The sequence below is a fragment of the Bacillus sp. EB106-08-02-XG196 genome, assembly GCF_013396335.1.
Classification (GTDB): Bacteria; Bacillota; Bacilli; order Bacillales; family Cytobacillaceae; genus Neobacillus.
This window is the reverse complement of record NZ_JABWSY010000006.1, coordinates 195,324-221,869: the sequence shown is the minus strand read 5'-3', so window position 1 is coordinate 221,869 and position 26,546 is coordinate 195,324. Positions and strand designations below refer to the sequence as shown.

Here is a 26,546-nt window from a genome sequence, read left to right as displayed (position 1 = left end):
GCGTTTCATGATAGAATCAAAGCTTTCCTTTTTCTCTCCCACTTTTTTTTCAATTGTCCTTAATTTATCTTCAATTTTTATTGGTTTCTTTAATAAACGACGATTTACTCTGCTTGGTGCCATCCTGATCCCCTCTACTTTTCGACTTGCTTCTACGTTGTTTCCACATCACCAATAGAAATAGTAGAAACGGAAGTATAACTTGAAATGGAAAGTGCAGGTAATAAGGAACCATTTTTATGCCCTCTTGAATGTGGTCAGCAAAATCTACGGACACTAAGATTGAAAATAAAGAGATAATCATTGAAACCGGCAGGGCAAAATACCGATAAGGCAGATTAAAAATAAACTCCAACCCTTTTAAACCAGCATAGAAAAACATTGAACCTTTGATAAAAACACCTAACATGATCATAAATACAACCAATGCATCAATTCTCTCAATAAAATTCCCAATTGAGACTAATCTTGCAGTACTTAACAGCGGGAAGTTAGAGCGGGCAACGGAATCAACACCAAGGGAAACAATCATCAGTAGTGCCGAAACGCTAAGAATGAGCGATGCCAAACCCACACCTGCAATTGAAACCCGAAGACTATATTTCTTATTGGTTAAACTCGCATAAATGACACTAAAGGCAATAATTTCTCCAAATGGAAAAAAAACTAGCTGCGTAAAAGCTGTTTTAATGACAGGCTTCATTCCCTCGCCAAGGATGGGCTGGATTTGAGTAAGCTGTACGCTGCCACTGGCAAATAAGAAGATAGCCAACAATAAAAAAAAACCTAGGAGATAGGGATTAAAAATTTCAGATGTCCGAGCTAGGACTTCAATTCCCAAATACATAATATATCCCATTAAAAGGCAAAAGGTTAAGGACATCATTTCAATAGGTGTATTCGGTAAAATGGCAGTTGCCATTAATTCTCCAAAATCTCTAATGACTCGGCTGGATATATATAGAAAATAAATAATGTACATTAGGGTACAAACAATCGTTATCTTTCTACCTATGCAAAATTCAAAAACTTGATAGATATTTTTATCTGGAAAGCGGAGTACAAAGAAATGAACTAATGAAATGATAACTATTCCAATTAATCCGCCAAGTAATATGGCTATCCAGGAATCATTTTTCGCATCTCCCCCCACTCCAACGACAATCGCACTGCCAAGTAAAAAGTTAATTAACAGTGTTAACAGCTGGCTTAATGATATATTCTCCTTTTCCATCTTCATCCTAGTGTCCTCTCATCTGCATTGCTTTCTTTTTTGGAACGATGTATACGAAAATCGATGATTACACTTGAAATCAAACCCAAAGCAGCGCCAAACAAGGCTATATATCTGCCAATTGCAATTTCAGAATATATAATATTTATCATTGCCTCAAAAAAGGTGAATTCAAATAGGCTCATATCAAAAAGTGCAATAAGTATAGTTAATAGAAGTATGAGTAAAAAGTAGGCCAATGTTACCATATTTGGAAAACCCTATCACTGTCTTTACCTTATGTTTCCAAATTATCCGTTTTTATCCAACAAAAAAAACCAACAACTTTTTGTTTTTGGTTTAATACATTTGATTACTTCCCGATACTGCCCATTTTGGGAAATAGACGCTAAAAACTGTTCCCATATTCGGTTTTGATTCTACTTCCACCCTGCCACCCATCGACTCAGCTATTTTAAAGGTTGAAGCTAGTCCCAGACCTGTTCCATTTACTTTTCCCGAAGTAAGTGGTTTACCTAACTGTTCTAGAATATGTCGCGGTATTCCCATCCCATTATCCTCTATCACAATATAAACCTCTTTTAACATTTCATGGAGGCAAACATTTACTTGTCCTTTAGGTGAACATGCTTCAATCCCATTTTTTATGATATTCAAGAGAGCAAACCTCAACATGGACGGTTCCCCTTTAATAAATATATCCTCTTGAGCAGTAGTAGTAAAAAAAAGTTCCACTTTATGCAATTCAGCATATGGTCTCATTAATTCAACTACCTCATCTAATTCCCTAACAAAACTCATCTCCTTTTGCTCGTTACCTTTCGTATCCATAAAAGCCAAATAGTTATCTAAGCTGCGCTCGGCCTGAGTTAATTCGTTTTTCGTTTGTAGCAGATTAAATGCCTGTTGCTTCTTAAAGTCCCCTCCTCAATAAGTTGAAGATAACACTGAGATGTTCTAATCGGTGCTAACATTTGCTGCGATATAAAAACCAGCAAATGATTTTTAGTATGGTCTTTCTCAAATTGAATAACCTTTTCATTCATTAACTGGATTTCACTTATAGAATATTGAAGATGAAGCACCATCCAGAGAGTAATATAGTTTAATATTGAAAACCAAAACCAAAGATTGATTTCTGAAAGTGTAAACGTATAATCATCTAAAAATTGAGTCCCCAGTGCAAAAAAGAGCAGGGAAAAGGTCAACAGCATATAGGGATATTTTTGGCGAAACTTTTCACCCCAACGTTCTAAACGAGGGAGCGTAAAATAAAATACGGTGACGAAAAAGGTCGTCATCCAAAGTCCTCCGAGATAAATGCCTGTTCCCCCCATCCTGAGACGATAAATAATCAGGATAATAGATAGTATTACCCCACTTCTAAATCCCCCATAGAGGAATGCCAAGATTAAGGGAATAAAGCGAAAATCCAACATTGTTTCCTCATTTATGGATACAGGAAAGGTCATACATATAATGATTGAAAGACCACATAAGGCACTTAATACTATTTTATTTTGAAACCTATTCCGAAAATAAGATTGATAAATTAATATCGGCAATAAAATGCAGAAAATCTGCAGTAGCCATAAGCCTAGATATGATGGTATTATTAACAATTAGCATTCCCCCTGTCCCTACTCTCTCTAGTTTAGAGCCTACTAAAAAAACTTACTATTAAATATGTCACATTTTAGACACAAACATAAAAAGTTTTAATCAAATGGATGTGTTAATGGTAAACCGTTGATCTTAGAACTCTGTTGATTTGTGTGGAAGGCGCGAGACTCCTGCAGGAGGACGGGACAGGGGAGACCCCGCAGGCGCTTTTTAGCGCCGAGGAGGCTTCCCGAACCGCCTGCGGAAAGCGAAGCGCCTGGAGCACAAATCAACAGCCTAATTTAACACAGCCAATACAAAAAAACAGCTCACCATACCGGTACAGCTGTTTGAAATTTAATTTAATTTAATTAAAAATACACAAGAAAAATTATGAAAGCTAACAGGATTCGATATATCGCAAATGGTACAAGTTTAATTTTATCTATTAATTTTAAGAAAAAGCTAATAGAAATTAATGCAAAAACAAAGGCACTAATAAATCCTGCAATAAAAAACGGGAGTGCATCCATCGTCATATACTGCCAATTTTTCAATAAGGAAAGGAAACTAGCACCCGCCATAATAGGCACTGCCATAATAAAAGTAAAATCAGCGGCTGCTCGATGGCTCAATCCTAAAAGAACGCCACCTGATATAGTCGAACCGGAACGTGAGAAACCTGGCCACAATGATAAACATTGAATAAGACCAATCATTAGTGCTTGTTTATATGTAATTTGATCAACGGTTTGGATTTTTGGTATTTTTGGGCCAAAGCGATCTGCAATTATCATGAAAATAGCACCAATCACTAAACCTATTAAAACAGTTTCAGTCGAAAATAAATACTCATCTATATAGTCTTCAAGTAGTACCCCAAAGATTCCAGCAGGAATTAACCCAACAATTACTTGTGTTAATTTTAAACGACCGCCACTTTGGTTAGATAGGTTACTTTTTATTCTACCCATTCCTAATAAATCGATAAATCTATCCTTAAATGTCACCACAACCGCTAAAATGGAACCTAGCTGGATGACTACTTTAAAGGTATTCGCTCCATACTTTCCTAAGAAATCTTCTGATTGCAGCCACATATCATCAACGATAATCATATGCCCCGTTGAAGATACGGGAGCAAATTCTGTTAACCCCTCAACTAACCCTAAAATAATTGCTTTAATAATCAATAATAATTCCATTTACATAACTACTCCTAACTTTATCTTCTGTTTTAAATTCAAGGATATGGAATAACTTTATAATTGTACTCAATTTCCATTGTCTTTAGCAAATAATATCTAACAAAAATAGAAGCGAGGCTAAGCTAGCCTCGCTTTTTAATTATAAAATAATGCGATTAACACGCCCATTGAATTTCTCTAACCAGTAACCAGTTGTCATATCTGCAATGGCAACGCCTGTAGAACTTTGTGATCCCAAGAACTTACCTGCACCTAGATAAATTCCGACATGACCATCTTTTTTATAGGTATCAAAAAATACAAGGTCTCCTGGAAGCATTTCCTCTACCTTGACAGGTGTACCAGTATTTTTCAAGACTTCGGTACTAGCACCGATTTTAATATCTACCTGAGCGTACGCCCAACTGACAAAAGCTGAACAATCAAATCTTCCATTTGCAATATCATGTTCGTTTCGACCTCCGCCAAATACATAAACCGAATTCCCAATATACGTAATCCCTTCAGAAATTAGACCTTTAACGGTTTCATTCGTTAACAACATTGAATCAGTTAGAATTTGGTTTGGATCCATATCGGTAAGGTTATACATAGTTGTAAGTGCAGAATCCTGCTGCAATAACCCTGCCTGTTCTGCAAGTGTAACTTGCTCTTTTTTCTTTAATTCTAATCTTAACCATTCATTTTGTTGTTTTTGTTCTAGAATTTGTGCCTGCATTCCTTCTAATTCTACTTTCATACTCTGGAGCTCAAATAATTTATCTTGTACCTGATCTTGCTTCTCCTTAATACTCTCTTTGTCGATTTCATGCTGCTCTATAAGAGATTGATCCGCTTCAACAAACGATGCTACAGCACCAACGCGTCCCACAAAATCCTTAAAACTTGAGGCACCCAGCAAAACATCAAGATAATTTACCTTTCCACCCGTTTCCTGAAAAGTAAGAGCACGTTTTTTTAAGATTTCATTACGCTTTTTTACTTTTTCGTTTAACGATTCAATCTCGGACTCTAGTTTCTGTATTTCCATTTGAGAAACTTTTATTTTGTTCTCTGTATCGATAATGATATTATTATTATCAATGATTGCTTGCTCTACCCGGCTGATTTGTTCATTAATTTGTTTAATTTCTTCTTTTACTTGATTAAGCTCTACATTCCCTTTTATAATTTCTAATTGAATTCTTGAACGTTGTTCGTCTATAACCTCATGGTTTTTATTTTCCTCTGTTTCAACTTGCTGGTTTTCATTTTCCTCGGCTTCTACTTGAAGTAATACAGTTGGACTTCCAAACGTGATTATTGAACAAAAAGCTATAATCTTCTTTTTCAATTCTTTTCCCCTGCTTTCCTTCATCGCAAATCGCAACACAGTAAATTTTTTCAGCTATGTAAAACTAGATATTTATCAATTTATTAAATTACTAAAAATAAACCTATATACCCATTTTTATCCTATTCAGTTGCAACTAGAAGTATAGCATGAAATCTTGTCAAATCAATAATAGTAATATTAAATTTATGTTTCAAGGAATGACTATATCAAATGTTCAATGATAAACATAAAGAAGCAGACCAATCCAGTTGGTCTGCTAATCAATTACATTGAACTCCTTAATTTGTTTTAAAAAGTTCTTTAACACTATTTGTTCCACGATTTACAATTTCATTATGAGTACTTCTAGCCATTTTTACATACTCATTCGTAACTTGCTGCCAAGCATTTCTGCGCTCACGTGCGTAGTCAATGTTAGCTTCAGTACTCTTTTCAAAATTATCTTCTAACTGGTCAATAATTTGGAATACAGATTTGATAGGAGTGAGAGCTAGGTTTTCTAATTGATTAGAAACCTCTTTAAGCTGCTCTTTAAGCTCTACCCTTTCATTCATCATTTCTGCTTCAATTTTTTCTTCGTCTTTGATAAGCTGTTCCCTGCGTGCATTCATTTGCTGCATCAATCCAGAGACAACTTCTTTGTTTGTTTTTTTAGATTGCTCAAAGAGGTTACCAATTGACTTTCTATATTGCTTGTTGAACTTAATAACTTCTTTTAGAGCGTTCATATAAGCATCTTCACGGCTTTCACGCAATTGTCTTGCACGTTCCAGTGATTGTTCATACTGATTCCATAGTGTATCCACAAATAAACCTTCATTCTTAGGTTCTTCGGCTGCTGGTATCATTTTTTCTTCAACAGCAAGAACACTTTCACTCTTTTTCTGTGCCATCGTCCTTCCTCCTCTTTTTACTGTTTACTTTCTCTATCGAATCCTTCTTTTGAAATGAAGGAATATAGAGCTCAAGGAAACTTGAATACATTTTAAAGAATTGGTCTAGCATCGATTGGTACGACTCTAGTTGATTGGCATAGCCTTTTAAGTATGTAATACCAGCTTTTGTTATGGAATATCTTCTTTTGGCAGGACCACTGCCATTTGTATCCCACTCAGATGACACTAGTTCTTCCTTTTCCAGCTGTCTTAACAGTCTGTAAAGATTTCCCTGATCAATCGTTTTAAACCCAAATGTTTGTAATTTCTGGCTTAGCTCATATCCGTGAAGAGACATTCTGCTAAGAAGCAATAGAATAAATGGCAGAACAAAGTTTTTTGATGGATTGACAGATTGATTCTCTTGATTTACCATTTTTATATCACCTCACCTATATGTATTTTACACCTATGAGTAATATTTTGTCAACTCGACAAATAAATGTTATTATACGGTGTATCAACACGTTTACAATTTTCGTATGTTGGTAATAAAGTTTAATAAAAAATTGAAGGTGGTGTCAAATTGAAACAATCGAAGGTAAGTATGTTAGGGATGCCATATTTACATTTTGGCAAGGGTGAACCATTAGTTCTCATTCATGGATTAGGTGAAGTAAAGGAAGGGTGGCAATCACAATTTGAACTAGCTGATCAGTATGAGTTAATAATTCCTGATTTGCGCGGTCATGGTGAATGTACCAAAACAGAAGGGATTTCTATTCCACATTTTGCTTCAGATGTTATTGCTTTATTAAACGAATTAAAAATTGAAAACGCTAACATTTTAGGCTTGTCAATGGGCGGTGCTGTCGCTCAAGAAATTTATCGTCAAGCCCCCCACCTAGTACGCTCTCTCATGTTGATAAGTACATTCCACTTTTTCCCAAATAAACTCAGAAAACCATTACTGAATTTTAAGAAAATGAGATTAGGTGTTGCTGCAACGGATAATGACCTTAAAGAAACAGCTGCACATATGAGCCTTTATTCATGGTCAGAGGAGAATATGAATCACTTTAAACAATATTTTCAGCCGAAACGTAACATCTTTTTAAAATCTCTAAAAGCTTGTTTCCAGGTTGATAATATTTCTTTATTACCGACGATAAAAGTTCCAACTCTTATTATTGGCTGTCAATATGACTCTGTTTTACCAGTTTGGATACAATATTGTATGCACAAGCTGATTCCTCATTCAGAATTTATCATTATGCGAAATTCGGGGCATTTAGCAAAATTAGAAGCAACAAACCGGTTTAATCTTCTGCTAAGAAAGTTCTTAAACCGGCAAAAAGCTGCTGCTTAATTTATATAAGTGGGAAGGATGGGGGTCCTTCCCACTTATAACACGTTTTCGGTTAAACAGTTGGCACTAATTCCTTTTCTTTCGCCTTTCCTTTTGGACTTTCTTTACCCACAATACCTTTTATAGAAGCTAATTCATTTTTTATTTCAGTTAATTGACCTAATCCCAGTTTCACTTCCTCTAAATCGGTGTGAATGTTTTTTTCCTGATCATGTTCTTTCTTTTTCAAAATTTCCTTCTGTGTTTCTTTTATTTCCTCAAGTTCCTCTCTAACATCACGAAGGTTAACTTGAATAATTTTAATGTCTACAAGATCCTTACGTATTTCCTGAATGTCATCCTTCATTCTTTTCATTTCAGATACTTCTTGAACGATGCTTTGGAATTCAACCTGCATTTGTTTAATCATCATAACCATTTCTTGAAACAATGCTAGATTTTCTTTATTTATTTCACTAAGACCATCCTGTAATTTCCAAATCTGTTCTTCTAAGATATCGATTTTCCCTTCAGCTTGTATTGAAAGATTGGCCACATTAGCAACATCTTTTTTGGTAGGAATATTCATAATACCAAGCATAAGCTCTTGATTTTTCCTTAAAAGTTCCATGTACCGTGAGTGAACACCTAGGCCGGTATTGGCTAAACGAACAAATTCATTATTATCTGCAGCCATAAACAATAGTCCATTTATTTGTTTTTCCCACATCTCACTAATCTGTTTAAAGCCCTCGTACGGATCATACATCTTTTCTTTTGTCATCCTTCATCATCCTTATTGTTATGATTTTGTGACTTCTTCAGCTTGTTCCATGTATTTATTTAAAGGGAATATGAACGTTTTTAATTGACCTGTCAAAAGGTTAACGAAACCTTTTTGACTCTCATAAATAAGAGAGGCAGCTTGTTTTAAGGTTTTTATATATTGCAATCGTGCATTCTTCCTAAGATCAATATATTGTTCAATCATTTGAAAATATTGATCCATCATTTGAATATTTACCACCATCTTCAGTGGTGCATTTAAAATCGAAGCTGTTCTACTTTGAATTTGGTCAATCTGCTGATTAATTTCTTCATAGGATCTTTTTGGGAAAATATGCTGAAGGACTGTAGTTGACATTAAAAATTCCTCTCTGGCGGTTCTCTCCCAATTACCAAATTCTTTGTTGAACTGTTCTCTGACAGATTTAATATTCTCCTGATTTCGTTTTATACTTTCAGAAAAAAACATGGCTTCTTTCAAAAACACATCATCACGAAAATCTGCTTTCTTTGCCCATTGGTCTAACTCACGAAATGCATGGTTCCAGAGAAGGTCCAGGGATGAAAATTGTTCCTGAACATCTTCCTTAGTCAGTATTGTTTCTTGTTCCTTTGATTCTAAGACAGGTTCAGGTAATTCGGTTTCTATGACTTCATTTTCAACTGTTAGATCATCCACAGAGTTTCGTCTCCTTTTAGTCGTTTTTGGTGTTTCAGTATCCTTTGGTTTGGTTTCTTTTTTTTCAGACATTTATTTCTCCCCCTTTTTATTGTAAAATTTCTTAAGAATGAATCTTTTCATTTTCTTCTTGACGAAGCATTCTCCTTAAAAGCTTTCCAACAGATGATTTAGGAAGCTCTGCAAGAAATTCAATCTCTTTTGGTACTTTATATGGAGCTAGATTTTGCTTTAGATATTCTATCAATTGCTCTGGTGTAACATTTACACCGGCTTTTACTTTTACATATGCCTTGACTGTTTCTCCTCGATAGGAGTCGGGTTTTCCAACTACAATTGCTTCTTCAACAGCAGCATGCTGGTAGATAATTTCCTCAATTTCACGAGGGTATACATTGTATCCGCTTGCAATAATCATGTCCTTTTTGCGATCTAATATATAGAAATAACCATCTTCATCCATTTTGGCGATATCATCTGTAAAGAGCCAGCCATCTCTAATTACTAATTGAGTGTCACTAGGACGTTTCCAGTAACCCTTCATTACTTGTGGCCCGCGTAGAATTAATTCACCCGCTTCACCGACCGGTACATTAACATATCCCTCTTCAGTTTCCTTAACAATCCGTGCTTCTGTCCCTGGGATAGGAATTCCTACACTTCCTAGTTTACGAGGAAGAAACGGCGGCGTAGAAATAGCTGAAGGAGCTGTTTCTGAGAGTCCATAGCCATCTGCAAGTCTTATCCCCACACGTTTTTCAAAATATTTTACTTGTTCTACAGGGAGTGGTGCACCACCGCTGCTAAAGTAGAATATATCCTTAATTGCACTTTCTTCCAATTGCGGATGACTGTTTAATGCAAATATCATCGTTGGAACTGCAGTCACCTGGAATGGTTTCTCTCTATTAATTATTTCAATTAATTCATTCACATCGAAACGAGGAAGAATTAATTGGTTACAACCAATTCGGATCGCTGAGAGAGCATTGCAAGATAATCCATAGACGTGAAACATTGGGAGGACACTGATGATTTTAAAATTTTCTGGTTTCTCATCAACGGCATTATAGGTAAAATCACAAACTTGAATAATATTAGCAAGAAGATTCTGATGGGTAAGCATTACACCTTTGGATACACCCGTTGTTCCGCCAGTATATTGTAGAATGGCCACATCTTCTTCTATGTTTATTGGGATATCAGGAATCGCATTATCATGTGTAAGAAAGTCATCAAAGTAAATATCATCATCTGCAAGACTAACCCTGCTTTCACCAAAACCAACAACTATAATTTTTTTCAAAGAAGTTTTTGGCTGAACTTCTTTTACCTTTTGATAAAATGCTTCAAATACCACCATATAGTTTGCCTCAGAATCATTTAGGGCATATTCAATTTCTCTTTCTACATACATGGGATTGACTTGTACAGCAATGCCACCCAGGCGGAATACTGCAAATAAGCTAAAAATATAATGAGGACAGTTAGGCAGCATGATTCCTAGTCTATCTCCTTTTTTGAAACCAATGCGGTACAAGGAAGCAGCTAGCCATTCTGAAATAGCTCTTGTTTCTTTGTAACTCCATGACCTTTCATAAAAAGTAAGAGCTGGTTTTTCCCCGTGAATATTGGCTGCCTGCTGCAAAAGATCAAATAACGAATCATAGTCCACTGATACCTCTTTATTAATTCTTGGATCATAAAACTTTAACCACGGCATTTGCGAATAAACCATACAATCCTCTCCTAATTCAATCAAGTTATTAACCAATTAAATTATTGTTTTAAAAAAGGTTTTTGTAAACGTACCCAAATCGACATTTTTCCACATTTTCCAAGTGGTGACTGGTATTAACAAAGTGTATACAAAGGTTTTAGCCAAAATACATAGAGAAGATTGATGGATTTTGTCGAAATATTCACTCTTGTTCACACAATTTTCGAAATGAATACCAATTTTTAGAAGCCTTTAAATGCCTGTCGATAGATATTCGCCAGCTCCGTTACAAGAGGTTGTTTTGGATTAGCAATCGTATCTTGATCATCAAAAGCATGTTCTGCTAAACTATTAACTTTTTCTTCGAATACACTTTTGCTTACGCCCGCCTCTTCTATGCTCATTGGCAATTCCAACTCAACAATAAGCTTCATGATTGCTTGTACTAGACTCTCTACCCCTTCTTCTGTTGTCTTCGCAGGAAGACCAAGCATTTTGGCAATTTCAGCATAGCGTTGATCTGCTATAAAGTGTTCATATTTTGGATATGTCATGAATTTATTCGGCTTTTGTGCATTGTACCGAATCACATGCGGCAGCATGATTGCGTTAGCACGACCATGAGCGATGTTAAATTCTGCACCAAGTGCATGTGCCAGGCTATGGTTAATCCCTAAAAATGAGTTAGCAAATGCCATGCCGGCAATGGTTGACGCATTGTGCATTTTTTCTCGGGCAAGCTCATCCCTACCATCACGGTAAGCCTTTGGCAGGTACTCAAAAACTAATTGAATTGCTTTTAAAGCCAATCCATCTGTAAAATCATTGGCTAACACAGAAACATATGCCTCAATTGCATGTGTTAAAACATCTATCCCCGTATCTGCCGTAACATGCTTAGGAACGGTCATAACAAACTGGGGGTCGACAATAGCCAAATCTGGTGTTAATTGAAAGTCTGCCAGCGGATATTTGATATTGGCCTTTTTATCCGAAATAACCGAGAAGGAGGTTACCTCAGAACCTGTTCCGGATGTGGTCGGGATTGCAACAAGAATAGCCTTCCCACGAAGTGATGGGAATTTCACCACTCTTTTACTAGGATCGAAGAATTTTTGCTTTAAGCTATTAAAATCTGCTTCTGGGTGCTCATAGAATAGCCACATCGCTTTTACAGCGTCCATGACAGAGCCTCCTCCAAGAGCGACCAAACAGTCAGGCTGGAATTTTCTCATCCTTTCTGCACCTCTGTGAACCACATCAATGTCTGGTTCAGCTTCAATATCATACAACACTTCATATTGGATATTGGCAGGATTCCTTTTCAACTGATAAAGTACTTTATCAACCGATCCATTTTTCATTTGACTTGAACTTGTTACAATAAATACTTTTGAAATCCCTGGAATCGAAGAGAGTACTTGAATGGAGTTTCTTTCAAAAAATATTTGTGATGGAACTTTAAACCATTGTGTCATGTTTCTCCTTTTTGCAACTTTTTTAATATTAATTAGATTAGCTGCTCCGACATTCTGAGACACCGAGTTCCCTCCATATGTTCCGCACCCTATTGTTAATGACGGTAAAGATGTGTTATAGATATCACCAATGGCACCATGAGTAGATGGTGTATTAACCATAATTCTTCCAGCCTTCATTCGAAGGGCAAAGGTATCGATGACATTTTGGTCTGCTGTATGAATTGCCGCAGAGTGGCCAAGCCCTCCGTATTCAAGTGTTTCTTCAGCGATTAGCAGCCCTTCAGCTAGACTATTTACTTTATAACAGGCAAGAATAGGACTTAATTTTTCACATGAAAGCGGGAATTTAGCTCCTACACCTTTTAATTCTGCAATTAAAATTTTAGTATTTACAGGCACATTCACTCCTGCCATTTTTGCAATCATAAATGCCGGCAATCCAACAATCATTGGATTTAAAGTGGCATTCTTTTCGTCTATTACTGCCTTTTCGATCATTAGTTTTTCTTCATTATTTAAGAAATAACAATGGTTATCGATCATTTCCCTTTTAACTTCATCATAAATCTCATTGTCGATAATAAGTGCTTGTTCAGAGGCACAAATCATTCCGTTATCGAAGGTTTTGGATAGAATAATGTCGTTTACTGCACGTTTAATATTGGCGCTTTTTTCAATATAACAAGGAACATTTCCTGCCCCTACACCAAGTGCTGGTTTACCTGAACTGTACGCAGCTTTCACCAAATTAGGTCCCCCAGTAGCCAATATGAGAGAAATTTTTGGATGTTTCATCAAAGTCTGAAATGCTTCATGAGAGGGAGTATCAATCCATTGGATGCAATTCTCAGATGCCCCTGCCTTTAATGCAGCTGCCCGAAGGAGTTTTGCAGTTTCCACACAGCATTTTTGTGCATATTTAGGAAAAGCAAAGATAATTGGATTTCTGGTTTTAAGGGAAATCAATGATTTAAAAATGACAGTGGATGTTGGATTCGTGATAGGTATGATACCAGCTATGACCCCCACTGGCTCAGCCATCTCTACCATGCCCTCATGCTCATTTTCACTTATGACTCCCACTGTTTTCATTTCTCTTATGTTGTTGTAAATAAATTCTGTCGCGAACATATTTTTGAAAACCTTATCCTCATATACGCCTCTTCTTGTTTCTTCAACCGCAAGCTTTGCCAGGTCTTTGTGATGTTCAAGTGCAGTATATGCCATTTGCTTAACGATTTCATCGACCATTTGTTGGTTGTAGCAGCGAAATTCAGCTAATGCCTTTGCACCATTTCTTGCTAAGATATCAATCCCCGCTTCAACATTTTGTTTTTCCTGAACTACTTTTTCTTCAACTGCCATTGCATATCCCTCCAAATCAATCTTTTCAAGTGGGAATGTTTTCTACTCCAAATTTCCCCCTTAACCTATTCTGGCTAAAATATATCATGTTGAACAATGCATAATTTGTCGAATTGCGCTAAAAAATGAATGAGTAACCATTCATTTTTGAAAAATTCACAAATTGTTCAATAGTAACTTCACCCTACTCTTATGAAAATAAAAACCGCACCCCCTTTATTTGGGGTGCGGCCTGCAATTAAATCAACCAGTATTACGTAATCCAGCTGATATTCCACTTATGGTAAGAAGTACTTCGGTGATTAATTCTTCAGTAGGCTCGTCCTGCTTCCTTAATTGTTTAATTAATTCAACCTGTAAAAAGTTTAATGGATCAACATAAGGATTTCGACGATAGACAGAGTCTTTAATGTTTGGTGTATGATCAAGCAATTCTTTATCTCCTGTTATTTTGAGAAGAATAGCTTTCGTTCTTTCATATTCTTCAAGGATATTCGAAAAAATTCGCTCAGCGATTTTCTGATCCTCTACCAGTGATAAATATTCCTTGGCAGTTGTGATATCTGCTTTCATAAGAGCCATTTGGAGATTATCAATCGTTGATCGGAAAAATGGCCATTTTTCATACATTTCCTGTAATTGTTGTAAATTTTTGTCACTTTGTGAAGCAAAACTTTCTAAACCAGTTCCTGCAGCATACCATGCTGGAAGCAGCTGCCGGCTTTGTGTCCAAGCAAAAACCCAAGGAATGGCTCTCAAATCCTCAAATCGACCACGATTCTTTCTACTCATTGGTCTTGAACCTATATTTAAATCACCAAGTTCTCTTAATGGGGTTGCTTCATTAAAATAGGTTAAAAAGTCTGAATCTCCAAAAACAAGCGATTGATACTTCTTTAGTGATATGCTGGAAATCTCTTCAATAGCTAACTCCCACGATTCATCCCTCAAGTTTCCATGCTCTGCTTCTTTTGATACACGGGCTGTTGACAGCATTAGTGTAGAAGTTGCCTGTTCTAAACTCCGATAAGCGATATCTTCAAGCAAATATCGAGATGATAACACTTCACCCTGCTCGGTAATTTTCACTCCATCACCAATCGTTTCTGCCGGCTGTGAAAGCAGACTTTTGTTTAATGGGCCGCCTCCACGTCCTAGAGATCCTCCTCGTCCATGGAAAAACTTCAATCCAATGTGGTACTTGTTTGCCATTTCATGAATTTCGAGCTGAGCTTTATATAGCTTCCAATTCGCTGTTAACGTACCGCCGTCTTTACTGCCGTCTGAGTACCCAAGCATAATTTCCTGTTGATCATTCATTACTTCCAAATGATTACGATATACAGGCATTTTAAACAAGGTTTCCATTATTTTAGGTCCGGCAGTTAAGTCTTCAATCGTTTCAAGTAATGGTGCGACATTTAATTGATTTTCAATCGTCCCATCAGCATGTAATCGATATATCCCAGCTTCTTTTGCCAAAACAAGTACTTCAAGTAAGTCACTAGGCGATTTAGTCATACTGACAAGATAAACGGATATCGAACGTACGCCAAATTCTTTTTGAGCATTTTTTATCATTTGAAACACCTGAATCATTTGTTGTGTTTCAGGTGTATAATCTTCATTTAGCAGAAGAAGAGGTCGAGGATCCATTAAAGAATTTTCTAAAATTCTTACTTTTTCGTCTTCAGATAGTTCCGCATAATTATCAGAAATTCGAACTTTACGTAAAATTTCTGTAATGGCTGCCTCATGCTCACCGCTATGATTGCGAATATCAAGTGTAGCTAGATGGAACCCGAAAAGTTGTACCTGACGAATCAACTTTTGGATCGTTTTCAGCTCATGCGCGGCCGGATGATGTTTATTTAAACTTCTTTTAACTAAAAACAATTCTTCTAATAATTCTTCCGAGGAACGATAACCTAAATCAGATTTACCAACTTGTTTTAAACGTTCGATTATAATAGCAAATTTCCGACGATATACTTCCGTTGTAATTGGCCATTTCTTATCTTCAGTTAAGTATTTGTTTTCTTCTTCCTCTAAAGTTTGGATTAGTTCTTGACTGACTTCTACTCTAGTTGTGGAATGACTATAACGTTTCATTAAATCGACAAGAACATTTTTATATTTTTTTAAGACAAGCTTCCGCTGCTTATGTAACGTCTCCCATGTAACCTCTGGAGTAACGTTTGGATTACCATCCCTGTCACCGCCAATCCATGATCCAAATTTAAGGAAATTAGGTACATCCCAATTATTAGTAGAAAAGTTTTTCTCTAAACAATCTTCTACTTCCCGATGGATTTCTGGAAGAACTTCAAATAATGTCTGATCAAAATAATAAAGTCCATTTCGTACCTCATCCAGTACCGTCGGCTTAGTATGGCGGAGTTCATCGGTCTGCCATAGAATTGTTACCTCGTTAAACAAACTCTCTTCTAACTTTCGACGTTCTCTTGTTGTTAATAATGGATGATCAAGCTTCTTTAATATAACGGCAATACGTTGTTGAATTTCTAATATGGAACGCTTTGCTGCTTCTGTAGGATGCGCTGTAATAACCAACTCAAGTGACAATTTGTTTAGGACTTCCTGAATCATTTTTTCATCAATATTGTTTTCCTTTAGAGAAAGAATTGCACTCTCAATGGAATCGGGTTGAACAATAGAATCATCTTGTAGATGATATTGTCTTTTCCTGCGAATTCGGTGATTTTGCTCCGCAATGTTTATCAAATGAAAATACATCGAAAATGCTCGAATAACTTGTTTTCTCATTGGACTGCTGAGGTTTGTAATCTCATGTTTTAATTCAGCATAAATGTCTTGGTCGAAATGGATTCTAAGTGTTTTACACGTCATTCTTATTTTTTCCACTTTTTCTAATAGTTCAGTTCCACCATGATTGACAAGGATTTCACCAAGTATTTGCCCAAGTAATTTAACATCGCGGCGAAGTGGAAGACTGCTATCATTCATCTTCAATTCTGTATTCATGCTTTCACCTTCCCTGTACTAGTTAATTGACTAAATTTTTTATTTATTAATATAACATATCTTTTAGCCCCATGTTAGAAATTTTTTAAATAATTAAAAAAACAACCCAAATTTTCTTCGGATTGTTCGTGAAACTTATCACCTTTTGTTAAATTCTTCAAGTTTTAAAGAGATGGCCGAGGCTACTTCATCCGTTGATTTCGGAATCGCATTTTTAAAAAGCGAATTTGCCAATGAACCTAGTGCCCCACTCGCATTAATTTCAAGAAATCCTGTTAACAATGTCTTATTCGTATTAAGCGCTTGGGCTTCAAAATAACCTTCACCAATATACTTTTCATTCATACGCCTTAATTCAAAGCTTACTCTAGTCGGTTCGTTCCACTCTTTAATATCAATAACCAAATTTACCTTTTTCTTCATTATGCCCAGGTCACTTTTAAATTCCCATGTTATTATACTGTTATTAATTTGCTCATGCTGTATATAACCAGGCACAAGTGGCGCCCAATTATTTGCATCTCTAATGAAGTCCCAAATTACATTTATGGGGATAGCTAATTCTATTTGTTGCATTTCGCTAGGCATTGGTATCCCTCTTTCATATAAAATGTAAAAGACCTTCAAGGTGCTGAAGGTCTTTTTTTAATTTATATGATTAATTGTGTCTTTATAGAAGAATGAAATTAATTTGCTGGAATGTCCCTAACGAGCATATTCCATTAGGAATTCATGTATCCTCCCTGCTGCTTCTGACAGTCTCTCTGCGGGCTGTACTAATGCAATTCGAACATATCCTTCTCCTTGTTTTCCGAACGCGTCACCAGGGATTACAGCTACGCCAGTGTGATTGATTAATTCAAAGGCGAATTGTCTTGATTTCCATCCGGCAGGGATTTTGGCCCAAAGAAACATAGTTGCAGGGGAACTAGACAGCTGCCACCCGCTTTTTTCTAGTCCAGCTATAAGGGTATCTCTGCGAAACTCGTACTCTTTCACCTGCTCTTGCAGTATCGCGAAATCCGATGTAAGCGCAGCAACAGCTGCTTTTTGAATAGGATAAAATACCCCATAATCAATTTGTGATTTAAAGGTCCCTAGGATATTTAACGCTTGTTCATTACCGACAGCGTATCCAATTCGGCAGCCTGCTAAATTGAAGGTTTTTGATAAAGAATTAAATTCAATCCCAACCTCCTTAGCACCTGGAACTGACATGAAGCTAATTTGTGGATGGTTATCATAGATTAATTCAGAGTAAGCGAAATCATGAACGACCAAAATATTATGACGTTTTGCAAAATCAATCACCTTTTCGAAAAAGCTTTTGTCAGCTAGTGCTGTTACAGGATTACCTGGATAACTAAGAATCATCATCCTTGTCTTTTCCAAGACAGGCAGCGGAATATCATCTAGAACTGGCAAAAAGTTATTTTCTGCTAATAAAGGCATAGTGTACAGGACACCACCAGCAATGGTAACACTCGCTTCGTAAATAGGGTAACCTGGGTCTGGTACTAAGACATAATCCCCTGGGTTGATCATCGCAGTTGCTAGATGAGCAAGACCATCCTGTGACCCCATTAATTGGAGTACTTCTTTCTCTGGATCAATGTCTGCTGCATAACGCTGCTGATAAAAGAAAGATACAGCCTCATGAAATTCTGGTATTCCCTTTAAGGTGTATCCATAATTGGCAGGGTTACTTGCATATTTTACAAGTTCTTCAACAACAAATGCAGAAGGCGGTAAATCAGGACTGCCTACACTTAAATCTATAACATCAAGACCTCTGTTTAGTGCTTGCCGCTTAAGATCAGCTACCTCTTGAAAAATACTGGCTGTTAATTTTTGAACTTTATTCGAAGCAACAAGATTCATAGATTTAACCCCCTCAATCATTTACATAACTCAAATATATTTATTTTATTGATACATTTTAGCAAAATTTCATCTATTAATAAAATTCTTTTAACTATAAAATTCTAAAAATGGTTGATTATCAAATCTACATCTTTTAAGATTTAGGATAATCGACAGTTTATTATTCGGAGGTAACGTGCAGGTGAAAGCGATTCAATATGTAATATTTTTATTGGGATTGACCTTCTTTGGCTTGGGTAATGCGATAGCAGTTAAAGTGCAACATGTTGGTTTACATCCCTGGGAGGTCTTAAATGTGGCTTTATATCAACATTTTGGACTTACTATAGGGACTTGGGGAGTAGTATGCGGGCTATTACTGGTTATCATCTCTTTTTTTACAGCAAGAAAGTATATTAGAATCGGGACTTTCTTAAATGCCCTTTTAATTGGGCCCATTATGGACTTTTTTCTTTGGTTAGATTTTTTACCCGAGTCAACAAATTCTTGGGTTGATTATCTTATATTATTCTGTGCCATCGTCATTGCTGGTATTGGCGGGGGGATGTATGTTGCGGCAGGTCTTGGTGCCGGACCACGAGATGGTTTTATGCTTTCCATTTCAAATAAAACTAAATTATCCGTAAGTCAAGCACGTATCCTTGTTGAGAGTTTTATCTTGATTATTGGTTTTATATTAGGAGGACCTGTATTTATTGCGACCTTCCTCTATACATTTATCCAAAGTCCAGTATTCCAACGGTCTTTAAGCCTTTTTAATAGCTTAATTGAATTGTTAAAAAATAAGAATAAACAAATTAGAGAAGACGTGTATTTATGACACGTCTTCTCTAAATTTAACTAGATAACTTCTACTCTTTCAGTAGTGAAATCGTGATAATATTTTTGATGAGATAAATCGTTTATATCATGTTCATTTTCCTCTTCAAAATAGGCGGACAATTTTCCTTCATAGACTAATTCCAATGAGGCTGATTCTTTTATATCATCTGGAGTAACAAGTGAAAGCGGCTTTTGTTTATTGATTTTCACTCCTGATTCCTCAAGAAGAGCGGCAACAAAATGGGAACAAAAGAATGCATTTTTTCGATCTAATTCCCAATTGAACATAACAGCGAATAGACCTAAAAGATTATAGCGATATTCACCCTTATTTTTCTCGATCTCCTCAATTTTACGACAAATTGCATCATACTGTTTTTCTGATATTATACAAGAATAGATAGCACAATCAGCATTGCGAAATATGCCGCCACGGATGTTTTCTCTGACAAAACCAGCTAGGAAAGGATTGCGGGGTCTTTTTCTTCCAAAACTATAAACGTCCCATAATTGGTCATCCAATGCGATGGAAGCATGATTATGCGGCTTCTTCGTATATAGTTTAATCATCTTTGTTAATACCGTCCCAGTATCAGTAAGAAGTACGTAAACCTTCCTCATCCTATATTCCCCCTTAAATTTTCTATAGGAAGGGATTTCTCTTACTATATCCCTTTATGATTATCTTTTATTTTATTTTAACGTGTATGTCTACAGACTTACACAATCCCGAGAATTATTTTTATCTAAGACTTAAGTCTTATCCACTTTATGCTCTTATATTATAATTTACTAAATTAAATTCCTCATAGAAACACATTTTTCCTGTTTTTATTATAAAAATTTCCCATTTTTAACATTTCATACATAGAATAATATATTCATTGATGATTAGGGGTGCAATAGATGGGATTATATATTAACAAAGGTAAACATCCGAGAGTATATAAAAATAAAAAGAAAATACATGAACCACACCAAAAGATGGTGAGAAGGGACTATCTTGCAGAAGTAATAGACGAACAGTACCACGCAAATGTTTCATTACTTCGTGAAATCCATGAGATGAAACATCAGTTTCTTAACCAAGAGGTTGTACAAGCAAAAAATTGGGATAAAGTAGTAAATCAATTAAATGAAATTAGTTCTAATAATCAACAACACACAGAACATGAAGAATTAATAATCCATTTATTGAAAACACAAGAAGAACTGCAAAAACAATTATCTGAAAAAATTAGTAAACAAGAAGAGTTTCAAACTGGGGTATTAAACCGGCTGGACCAGCAAGAAGCATTAACTGAGAAAATCTTTCGTCAAATAAATCATATTCGCTCAATCCTTTTTGAACGGACCAACTACCTTGCAGAAAAAATTGATGAAGGATATAAAATTACCTCTTCTTATGTCTATAATCTAATGACCGGAACAGACCAGCCCATTACCTTTTATTTAATGAACAATAAAAAAGGAGACAAACAAAGGTAGATCCCGGTGCCATAAAAAAATGGCGCCGGTTTTCTATGTTCCATTTCTAAACTTAAAAAGCTTTTACTTTTCTATAGTATTGGACAAAGTTATTTAGCATCTCTTTTCCACCTGTCGTTAATATCGATTCGGGGTGAAATTGAACACCTTCAAGTGGAAGTTCTTTATGACGTATCGCCATAATTTCCCCATTCTTCGTCCAAGCGGATATCTCAAAACAGTCTGGCAGCGTACCCCTTTTCACTATCAAGGAGTGATACCTCGTTGCTTGAAATGGATTCGGCAAGCCTCTAAATAGTGTTTTTTCATCATGGTAAATATCAGAGGTTTTTCCATGCATTAATTGCTCAGCAGGAACAACATCACCCAAATAAGCTTGAGCAATAGCTTGGTGCCCAAGGCAGACACCCAAGATTGGAATAACCCCTGAGAATGCCTTTATTGCCTCAAGACTAATTCCTGCTTCATTAGGATTACCTGGACCTGGAGATATCATTAAAAACTCAGGATCTGCCGTTTTTATTTCATCTAAGGTTGTTTGGTCGTTACGCTTTACGACTAACTCCTCTCCTAACTCCCCTAGGTATTGAACTAAGTTAAAGGTAAAAGAATCATAATTATCCACCATGAAAATCACTGATGTTCACCCATTTCCCTTCAGACAATTCATTTCTTTATTAGTTTCAGCTTTTTATCCATCATACATGAATTTTAAAAACAAAAGAAGCCCTTTCAAGTGAGAAAAGGGCTTCCAATATCAATAAAGTCTGTTAGATAACTTTTGCTATGAAATTTTCTTTAGTTCCTCAGATAACTTGAGGAAAGCTTCCTGATTTCTTTCTTGTAAGGAGAGGTCGATTTCCTTACGGAGAACATTTCTTCTAAATTCAATCAAGGCATGGTTTAAAAACATTTCAGCAATTGCAGAATCGTTGTTTTCATCTGTTTGTTGTGGTGAATTTAATAATCTCTTTTCCATGGAAATCAACTCCTTGAGCTTTTTTTTATTATACAGTTAATTATCTAAAAATTCAAACATTTTATTTGTTATTATTAAAAGAAATTTTTTCCTTCCCTTTGTACTGCGTTTATTTAAGAAAAATTTAATAGTTTGTTTAGATTGCTTTTATAACTCCCGATTACACTAAGCTTGTAACAAAATAATGAATGGAGGAAAAGAATATGAATAAGAAGCTTTTTGCGGTTATCGGGATAAGTGGAACGCTTATGTTGGGCAGTGTTTATTCGATTTCAGCAAATACATCTGGTTACGATCTATACAAGGAAGCCTTAAAGAAAACCCATTCGGCAGAGAGTGCAACGTTAAATTTTAATCTTAAAATCGAGGATAACAAAAAGTCTATATTATCATCTGAATCCATTTTCAAGTCTGATTCTGTAAATCAGGTAAACTCCATCTCTACTCGTTTAGCTAATGAAACTGAAGTTAGCAATATGAATATGTACAAGCAGGATGGAAATTGGTTTCTGATGAAGGACGGACTGGATACAATTTACAAAATGGAAACCTCTAATAATCCACATCACAGTAATAGTGCTGAGTTAAGAGATGATGTAGAAAATCTAATTGATGTCATGACTAAAAATCTTCAACAACAAATTACAGTGGCTGATAAGCAAAATGGAAATCATGTAATTGAACTGGATTTAACAGGTAAAGAAATCCCTCTCACTGCGAATGCTCTAAGTACGCTGATGATTAAACACGCTGCTATGATTCAAGACAATAATGAATCTGAAAGCTCAGGCTTTCACATTAAGGCAAAGGTTCCTGAATTAGGTCATGATATTACGGTCAAGCAAGTCAAACTTACTGCTCAAGTGAACAAAGAAAATTATATTGAACAACAGACTGTCAAAGTTGTCGTAACAGGCAAAGATAAACAGGATGCCAGCCATGATTTAGTTATAGGTATTCATTTAAATGCTTCTGCCTACAACCAAACTACGGTGACACCCGTTGAAATTCCAGCCGACAAGGTAGTCGAATTCAATCATGGTAAAAAGTAAATTGAAATAAGAAATGGATAGAGGTGACAGTTTTGGAAAAAGCAGTGGTTATTACTGGAATGACGAAGCAATACTCAAACGGCAGAGGAATACAGAATATCGGTCTAACCATTGACCAAGGGGAAATAGTAGGGATCCTTGGTCCAAATGGAGCGGGTAAAACAACCTTATTAAAATGCATGACCGGTCTAACTTCACCAGATAGTGGAAAAGTTGAATTATTTGGTGTTGACCTTCAAGGTAATTACAAAGAAGCAATACGACCTGTGGGTGCGTTAATTGGGCCAGTTGTTGCTTATGAAAATATATCACCCTATAAAAATCTGAAAATGATTTCTCGCTTGTATTCTGGTATTACTGATACAGATATTGAATTGGTATTGCAACAGACCGGTTTAACTCCTTTTAAAGACGAGAAAATATCCTCCTTTTCTATGGGTATGAAGCAGCGTTTTGGGATAGCCTCAGCACTCATATCTAAGCCGCGATTAATCATTCTAGATGAACCGACGAACGGCTTAGATATTGATGGATTGCTTTTGTTAAGGAAGACAATTCAGGAGATATCAAGCCATTACAGTGTAACCTTTGTGATTTCCAGTCACCATATTTCAGAATTAGAAAAATTATGTAATCGTTTTTGTTTTCTTATCCAGGGTGCTGCCTCATTTTATGAAGCCGGCAGCGAGCCATTAGAGGATGTTTATGTCAAGAAGATGGAGGTGGCAGGGAGATGAACACAATACAAGCAAATAGTTTAAATGAAATACAAAAGCTGCTGACAAAAAAAAGCACCAAACTGTTTCTAATTGCTGCTGTCCTTATTCCTGTCTTGACTAAGCTTCTTGTAAATAATCTTTTTTTAACTGATTGGATGGCTTTACCGACTGAAAATATAAATTTTACCTTATTAGATTTATTTGTCACCATTTTCATTCCTTTATTTATTTTTATCAGTGCAACAGATTTATTTACAGGAGAAGGTGAACGCGGAACTTTACTTCAAGTAAGACCCATCAGTCGAATGGAGCTTTTCCTTTCTAAAGTCATTGCTATTAGTATTTTTAACTTAATTGTTCTTTTATTAGAATGGCTGGCCGTGATGATTAGCAGTGCAGTTTTTGATAGAGCCTTCAACCTGATTACTATTCCTTCTAGTCTTGGAGCTTTTATTGTATCCTGGTTTCCCCTAATCGCTCTGACGGCATTTGCTATTATGTTGGCACTTCTGGTCCATTCTAGTGTTCTTGCAATATCTAGCATGATTGTTCTTTATCTAATCATGATGTTTATTCCTTATGTTTTCCCTTCTTCCTTATACTTACTGCCATCTACATATTTAGATTGGTATATGCATTGGCTTAGCGATGTTTCACTTCGATGGATTTTGCAAACTGTCACGTATTTGTGCTCATCTTTCGCATTGTTTTTTTCAGTAGGCTATTATATGTTTAATAGGAAAGAAGCCTAACCGAAGGGTGCTAATCCTATGTCTATCAAACTTCGTCTGATATTATCAAATATTGCGATGATCACCGTACCAATCATTATGTTTATGCTTACCTCCTTTCTGTTAATGATGGTGTTTCTCGGTGATATCCGTGAAATGACCAATTTCTTACCAGAAAGCCACAATTACCACAAAACAAAACAAGAGGATACATTGCTGTTTCTAGAATTAAAAGAAAAGTCTGCCGCCAACCCGATGGAATTGATGAGTAAGAAGTATTTGGAATCCCTAAACTCTGAACTTAGTGAAATCGATTCTGGTTTAATAATCCGTAAAAATGATGAGATATTCTATCTTACAAGAGAGCTAGAAAATGTCGATACAGAGGAGCTTCCGGAATTTGGAACAGAAAAAAGCTTCCGCAGCTTAGAAGAAATTGGTGAGCAGACATTTGCCATGAAGCAGCATGATTTCTACCTGCAGGATGGCAGTGAAATCACACTCTTTTTAATGAGAGACGCTAGCCCGTGGAATCAGTTTGTGAGAACCTTTTTCCCAATACTATTCGGCTTATGTTTATTGATATTAATTGCGACCAATGGATTATTAACCTACTTTGTGTCTAAAAGTATTATCAACCCAATTAATCAACTAAAAAAAGCAGCTCATTTTATAAAAAGCGGCAACCTCCATCATTCCATTACAGCGACTAGGAATGATGAGATTGGTCAGTTAACACAAGCATTTGAAGAAATGCGGATTCAATTAAAGGAGTCACACGAAATCCAAAAACAATATGAGGATAACCGGAAGGAATTAATTGCCCATATTTCTCATGATTTAAAAACGCCGATTACCTCCATTAAAGGATATATTGAAGGAATCCGTGATGGAGTGGCAGATACACCTGAAAGAAGAGCACGCTATATTCAAACCATCTATACAAACGCAGTGGACATGGACCATTTAATTGATGAATTATTCTTATTCTCAAAGCTGGATTTAGGGAAGGTTCCCTTTGAATTTGAAAAAATTGATATAAAAGATTATCTAAGTGATTATTTCGAAGAATTAAGCTTTGACCTTAGAAAACAGAATGTAGAGTTAAATTTCCAATTTGCCCCTCAGGGACATTATCATGTTTTAGCTGATCGTGAAAAGTTTAAACGAGTACTGGCAAATATTATTAACAATAGCTTGAAGTACATGGATAAGGATAAAAAGGAATTAATAATATCTATGCATTCTACCGACGAAACTATAGAGGTTTCCATTGCAGATAATGGACCAGGTATAGCTGAAGAGTCGATTCCCTTCATCTTTAATCAGTTTTACCGAGCTGAACAATCCAGAAATAAATTAACAGGGGGCAGCGGTTTAGGACTTTCGATCGCCAAAATGATTATCGAAGAACATAACGGTAAGATAAAATTAGAAAGTACTTTAACAGTAGGAACAAAAATCACCATTATCTTGCCGCACCATTCCTGTTTAGAGGAGGCCACATCATGAAAAAGATTCTGATTATTGAAGATGAAAAAAGTATCGCCGAACTAGAACAGGATTATTTAGAAATCAACGGCTTCCTTACAGAAATAGTCCATACAGGAGATATTGGTCTTCAAAAGGCAATAACACAAGATTACGATTTAATTCTCCTAGACGTTATGCTTCCGAACATTGACGGTTTTGAAATTTGCAAGAAAATAAGAAGTATAAAAGATATTCCAATCATTATGGTGACAGCAAAAAAAGAAGAAATTGATAAGATTCGAGGGCTAGGGCTGGGAGCAGATGATTATTTAGTCAAGCCCTTCAGTCCGAATGAAATGGTTGCGAGAGTGAAAGCACATCTATCCAGATATGAGAGATTATCAATGAAACAAACTACTGAATCGCAAGGAATATACATCCGTGGTTTATTCATTGATCGATCCTCAAGGCGTGTCTTTGTAAATAACAAAGAAATTACCTTAACCACCAAAGAATTTGATGTTCTCACCTTTTTATCACTAAACCCAGACCAGGTTTTCAGCAAAGATCATCTATTTGAAAGAATATGGGGCTACGACAGCAATGGAGACGTTTCAACCGTCACCGTTCATATCCGCAAAATAAGAGAAAAAATCGAACATGACCCCTCCAACCCTGAATACATAGAAACCGTATGGGGATCGGGCTATCGTTTTCACTAATTTGGTGAACACCTTTAGATGTCACCTTGGGAACAT

26 protein-coding genes are annotated in these 26,546 nt (G+C 36.1%); 8 read left to right on the top strand and 18 right to left on the bottom strand.

Annotated elements, in window-relative coordinates; all coding sequences use genetic code 11:
* Positions 1 to 70: 70 nt before the first annotated feature.
* The 8 genes from MLOOGBEN_RS11555 to phaQ form a co-directional block, all read right to left on the bottom strand.
* On the bottom strand, positions 71 to 1,240 hold the full coding sequence (locus MLOOGBEN_RS11555; RefSeq protein ID WP_256989049.1) for a GerAB/ArcD/ProY family transporter: 1,170 nt from the start codon (positions 1,238 to 1,240) through the stop codon (positions 71 to 73).
* Positions 1,237 to 1,482, bottom strand: coding sequence for a hypothetical protein (locus tag MLOOGBEN_RS11550; protein WP_179158403.1), 246 nt, complete (start codon positions 1,480 to 1,482; stop codon positions 1,237 to 1,239). The genes MLOOGBEN_RS11555 and MLOOGBEN_RS11550 overlap by 4 nt, the downstream gene beginning before the upstream one ends.
* Before the next feature lie 91 nt (positions 1,483 to 1,573).
* A complete protein-coding gene (locus tag MLOOGBEN_RS11545) occupies positions 1,574 to 2,065 on the bottom strand; it encodes a sensor histidine kinase (protein WP_218781148.1) in 492 nt (163 codons plus the stop codon).
* 38 nt (positions 2,066 to 2,103) lie between these two features.
* A complete protein-coding gene (locus MLOOGBEN_RS11540) occupies positions 2,104 to 2,799 on the bottom strand; it encodes a LytS/YhcK type 5TM receptor domain-containing protein (protein WP_256989059.1) in 696 nt (231 codons plus the stop codon).
* Positions 2,800 to 3,207: 408 nt separating this feature from the next.
* Positions 3,208 to 4,041 (bottom strand): undecaprenyl-diphosphate phosphatase, encoded by an 834-nt coding sequence (locus tag MLOOGBEN_RS11535; RefSeq protein WP_179158400.1) that lies wholly within the window; start codon positions 4,039 to 4,041, stop codon positions 3,208 to 3,210.
* A 142-nt stretch (positions 4,042 to 4,183) separates the two neighbouring features.
* The gene (locus tag MLOOGBEN_RS11530; protein ID WP_179158399.1) at positions 4,184 to 5,377 is read right to left on the bottom strand and encodes a C40 family peptidase; all 1,194 of its coding nucleotides are present in this window, start codon (positions 5,375 to 5,377) and stop codon (positions 4,184 to 4,186) included.
* A 281-nt stretch (positions 5,378 to 5,658) separates the two neighbouring features.
* Positions 5,659 to 6,273 (bottom strand): hypothetical protein, encoded by a 615-nt coding sequence (locus MLOOGBEN_RS11525; protein ID WP_179158398.1) that lies wholly within the window; start codon positions 6,271 to 6,273, stop codon positions 5,659 to 5,661.
* Positions 6,254 to 6,691 (bottom strand): poly-beta-hydroxybutyrate-responsive repressor, encoded by a 438-nt coding sequence (gene phaQ, locus MLOOGBEN_RS11520; protein ID WP_179158397.1) that lies wholly within the window; start codon positions 6,689 to 6,691, stop codon positions 6,254 to 6,256. Before phaQ ends, MLOOGBEN_RS11525 begins: the two co-directional genes overlap by 20 nt.
* Positions 6,692 to 6,841: 150 nt before the next feature.
* Between phaQ and MLOOGBEN_RS11515 the strand changes: the two genes are divergently transcribed.
* Positions 6,842 to 7,624, top strand: coding sequence for an alpha/beta fold hydrolase (locus MLOOGBEN_RS11515; RefSeq protein WP_256989048.1), 783 nt, complete (start codon positions 6,842 to 6,844; stop codon positions 7,622 to 7,624).
* 52 nt (positions 7,625 to 7,676) lie between these two features.
* On the opposite strand, the gene MLOOGBEN_RS11510 is transcribed toward MLOOGBEN_RS11515, so the two are convergent.
* The 7 genes from MLOOGBEN_RS11510 to MLOOGBEN_RS11480 all read right to left on the bottom strand — a co-directional run bounded on the left by MLOOGBEN_RS11510 (position 7,677) and on the right by MLOOGBEN_RS11480 (position 18,521).
* Entirely contained in the window at positions 7,677 to 8,387 is a 711-nt protein-coding gene (locus tag MLOOGBEN_RS11510; RefSeq protein ID WP_179158396.1) for a coiled-coil domain-containing protein, read from the bottom strand.
* A gap of 18 nt (positions 8,388 to 8,405) precedes the next feature.
* Positions 8,406 to 9,140, bottom strand: coding sequence for a hypothetical protein (locus MLOOGBEN_RS11505; RefSeq protein ID WP_179158395.1), 735 nt, complete (start codon positions 9,138 to 9,140; stop codon positions 8,406 to 8,408).
* A gap of 31 nt (positions 9,141 to 9,171) precedes the next feature.
* Positions 9,172 to 10,806, bottom strand: coding sequence for a long-chain-fatty-acid--CoA ligase (locus MLOOGBEN_RS11500; protein ID WP_179158394.1), 1,635 nt, complete (start codon positions 10,804 to 10,806; stop codon positions 9,172 to 9,174).
* Between the two features lie 224 nt (positions 10,807 to 11,030).
* On the bottom strand, positions 11,031 to 13,634 hold the full coding sequence (gene adhE, locus MLOOGBEN_RS11495) for a bifunctional acetaldehyde-CoA/alcohol dehydrogenase (RefSeq protein ID WP_179158393.1): 2,604 nt from the start codon (positions 13,632 to 13,634) through the stop codon (positions 11,031 to 11,033).
* 243 nt (positions 13,635 to 13,877) lie between these two features.
* The gene (ppc, locus tag MLOOGBEN_RS11490; RefSeq protein ID WP_179158392.1) at positions 13,878 to 16,640 is read right to left on the bottom strand and encodes a phosphoenolpyruvate carboxylase; all 2,763 of its coding nucleotides are present in this window, start codon (positions 16,638 to 16,640) and stop codon (positions 13,878 to 13,880) included.
* 138 nt (positions 16,641 to 16,778) lie between these two features.
* The gene (locus tag MLOOGBEN_RS11485) at positions 16,779 to 17,228 is read right to left on the bottom strand and encodes an SRPBCC family protein (RefSeq protein ID WP_179158391.1); all 450 of its coding nucleotides are present in this window, start codon (positions 17,226 to 17,228) and stop codon (positions 16,779 to 16,781) included.
* A gap of 117 nt (positions 17,229 to 17,345) precedes the next feature.
* The gene (locus tag MLOOGBEN_RS11480) at positions 17,346 to 18,521 is read right to left on the bottom strand and encodes an LL-diaminopimelate aminotransferase (protein ID WP_179158390.1); all 1,176 of its coding nucleotides are present in this window, start codon (positions 18,519 to 18,521) and stop codon (positions 17,346 to 17,348) included.
* Between the two features lie 178 nt (positions 18,522 to 18,699).
* Here MLOOGBEN_RS11480 and MLOOGBEN_RS11475 point away from each other — a divergent pair, with 178 nt between their 5' ends.
* On the top strand, positions 18,700 to 19,344 hold the full coding sequence (locus MLOOGBEN_RS11475; protein ID WP_179158389.1) for a YczE/YyaS/YitT family protein: 645 nt from the start codon (positions 18,700 to 18,702) through the stop codon (positions 19,342 to 19,344).
* A gap of 20 nt (positions 19,345 to 19,364) precedes the next feature.
* Here the strand turns inward: MLOOGBEN_RS11475 and MLOOGBEN_RS11470 are convergent, their stop codons facing one another.
* Positions 19,365 to 19,967 (bottom strand): hypothetical protein, encoded by a 603-nt coding sequence (locus MLOOGBEN_RS11470; RefSeq protein ID WP_179158388.1) that lies wholly within the window; start codon positions 19,965 to 19,967, stop codon positions 19,365 to 19,367.
* Between the two features lie 285 nt (positions 19,968 to 20,252).
* Between MLOOGBEN_RS11470 and MLOOGBEN_RS11465 the strand changes: the two genes are divergently transcribed.
* Positions 20,253 to 20,834 (top strand): hypothetical protein, encoded by a 582-nt coding sequence (locus MLOOGBEN_RS11465; protein ID WP_179158387.1) that lies wholly within the window; start codon positions 20,253 to 20,255, stop codon positions 20,832 to 20,834.
* Between the two features lie 52 nt (positions 20,835 to 20,886).
* Here the strand turns inward: MLOOGBEN_RS11465 and pabA are convergent, their stop codons facing one another.
* Both pabA and MLOOGBEN_RS11455 read right to left on the bottom strand, forming a co-directional pair.
* Complete coding sequence (gene pabA, locus MLOOGBEN_RS11460; protein ID WP_179158386.1) at positions 20,887 to 21,471, bottom strand: aminodeoxychorismate/anthranilate synthase component II; 585 nt, start codon at positions 21,469 to 21,471, stop codon at positions 20,887 to 20,889.
* Positions 21,472 to 21,618: 147 nt separating this feature from the next.
* Positions 21,619 to 21,813, bottom strand: a complete 195-nt coding sequence (locus MLOOGBEN_RS11455; RefSeq protein ID WP_179158385.1) for an IDEAL domain-containing protein — start codon at positions 21,811 to 21,813, stop codon at positions 21,619 to 21,621.
* Between the two features lie 203 nt (positions 21,814 to 22,016).
* Between MLOOGBEN_RS11455 and MLOOGBEN_RS11450 the strand changes: the two genes are divergently transcribed.
* From MLOOGBEN_RS11450 to MLOOGBEN_RS11430, 5 genes are read left to right on the top strand one after another with little or no spacing between them, the layout of a single operon-like run.
* On the top strand, positions 22,017 to 22,865 hold the full coding sequence (locus MLOOGBEN_RS11450) for a hypothetical protein (protein WP_179158384.1): 849 nt from the start codon (positions 22,017 to 22,019) through the stop codon (positions 22,863 to 22,865).
* A gap of 32 nt (positions 22,866 to 22,897) precedes the next feature.
* Positions 22,898 to 23,602 carry an ABC transporter ATP-binding protein gene (locus tag MLOOGBEN_RS11445; protein WP_179158383.1) on the top strand — a complete coding sequence of 235 codons (705 nt, stop codon included), beginning with the start codon at positions 22,898 to 22,900 and terminating at the stop codon, positions 23,600 to 23,602.
* Entirely contained in the window at positions 23,599 to 24,336 is a 738-nt protein-coding gene (locus MLOOGBEN_RS11440; RefSeq protein WP_179158382.1) for an ABC transporter permease, read from the top strand. Before MLOOGBEN_RS11445 ends, MLOOGBEN_RS11440 begins: the two co-directional genes overlap by 4 nt.
* 18 nt (positions 24,337 to 24,354) lie before the next feature.
* Positions 24,355 to 25,827: a sensor histidine kinase gene (locus MLOOGBEN_RS11435; RefSeq protein ID WP_179158381.1), complete on the top strand. Its 1,473-nt coding sequence runs from the start codon at positions 24,355 to 24,357 to the stop codon at positions 25,825 to 25,827.
* A complete protein-coding gene (locus MLOOGBEN_RS11430) occupies positions 25,824 to 26,510 on the top strand; it encodes a response regulator transcription factor (protein WP_179158380.1) in 687 nt (228 codons plus the stop codon). The genes MLOOGBEN_RS11435 and MLOOGBEN_RS11430 overlap by 4 nt, the downstream gene beginning before the upstream one ends.
* Positions 26,511 to 26,546: the final 36 nt, after the last annotated feature.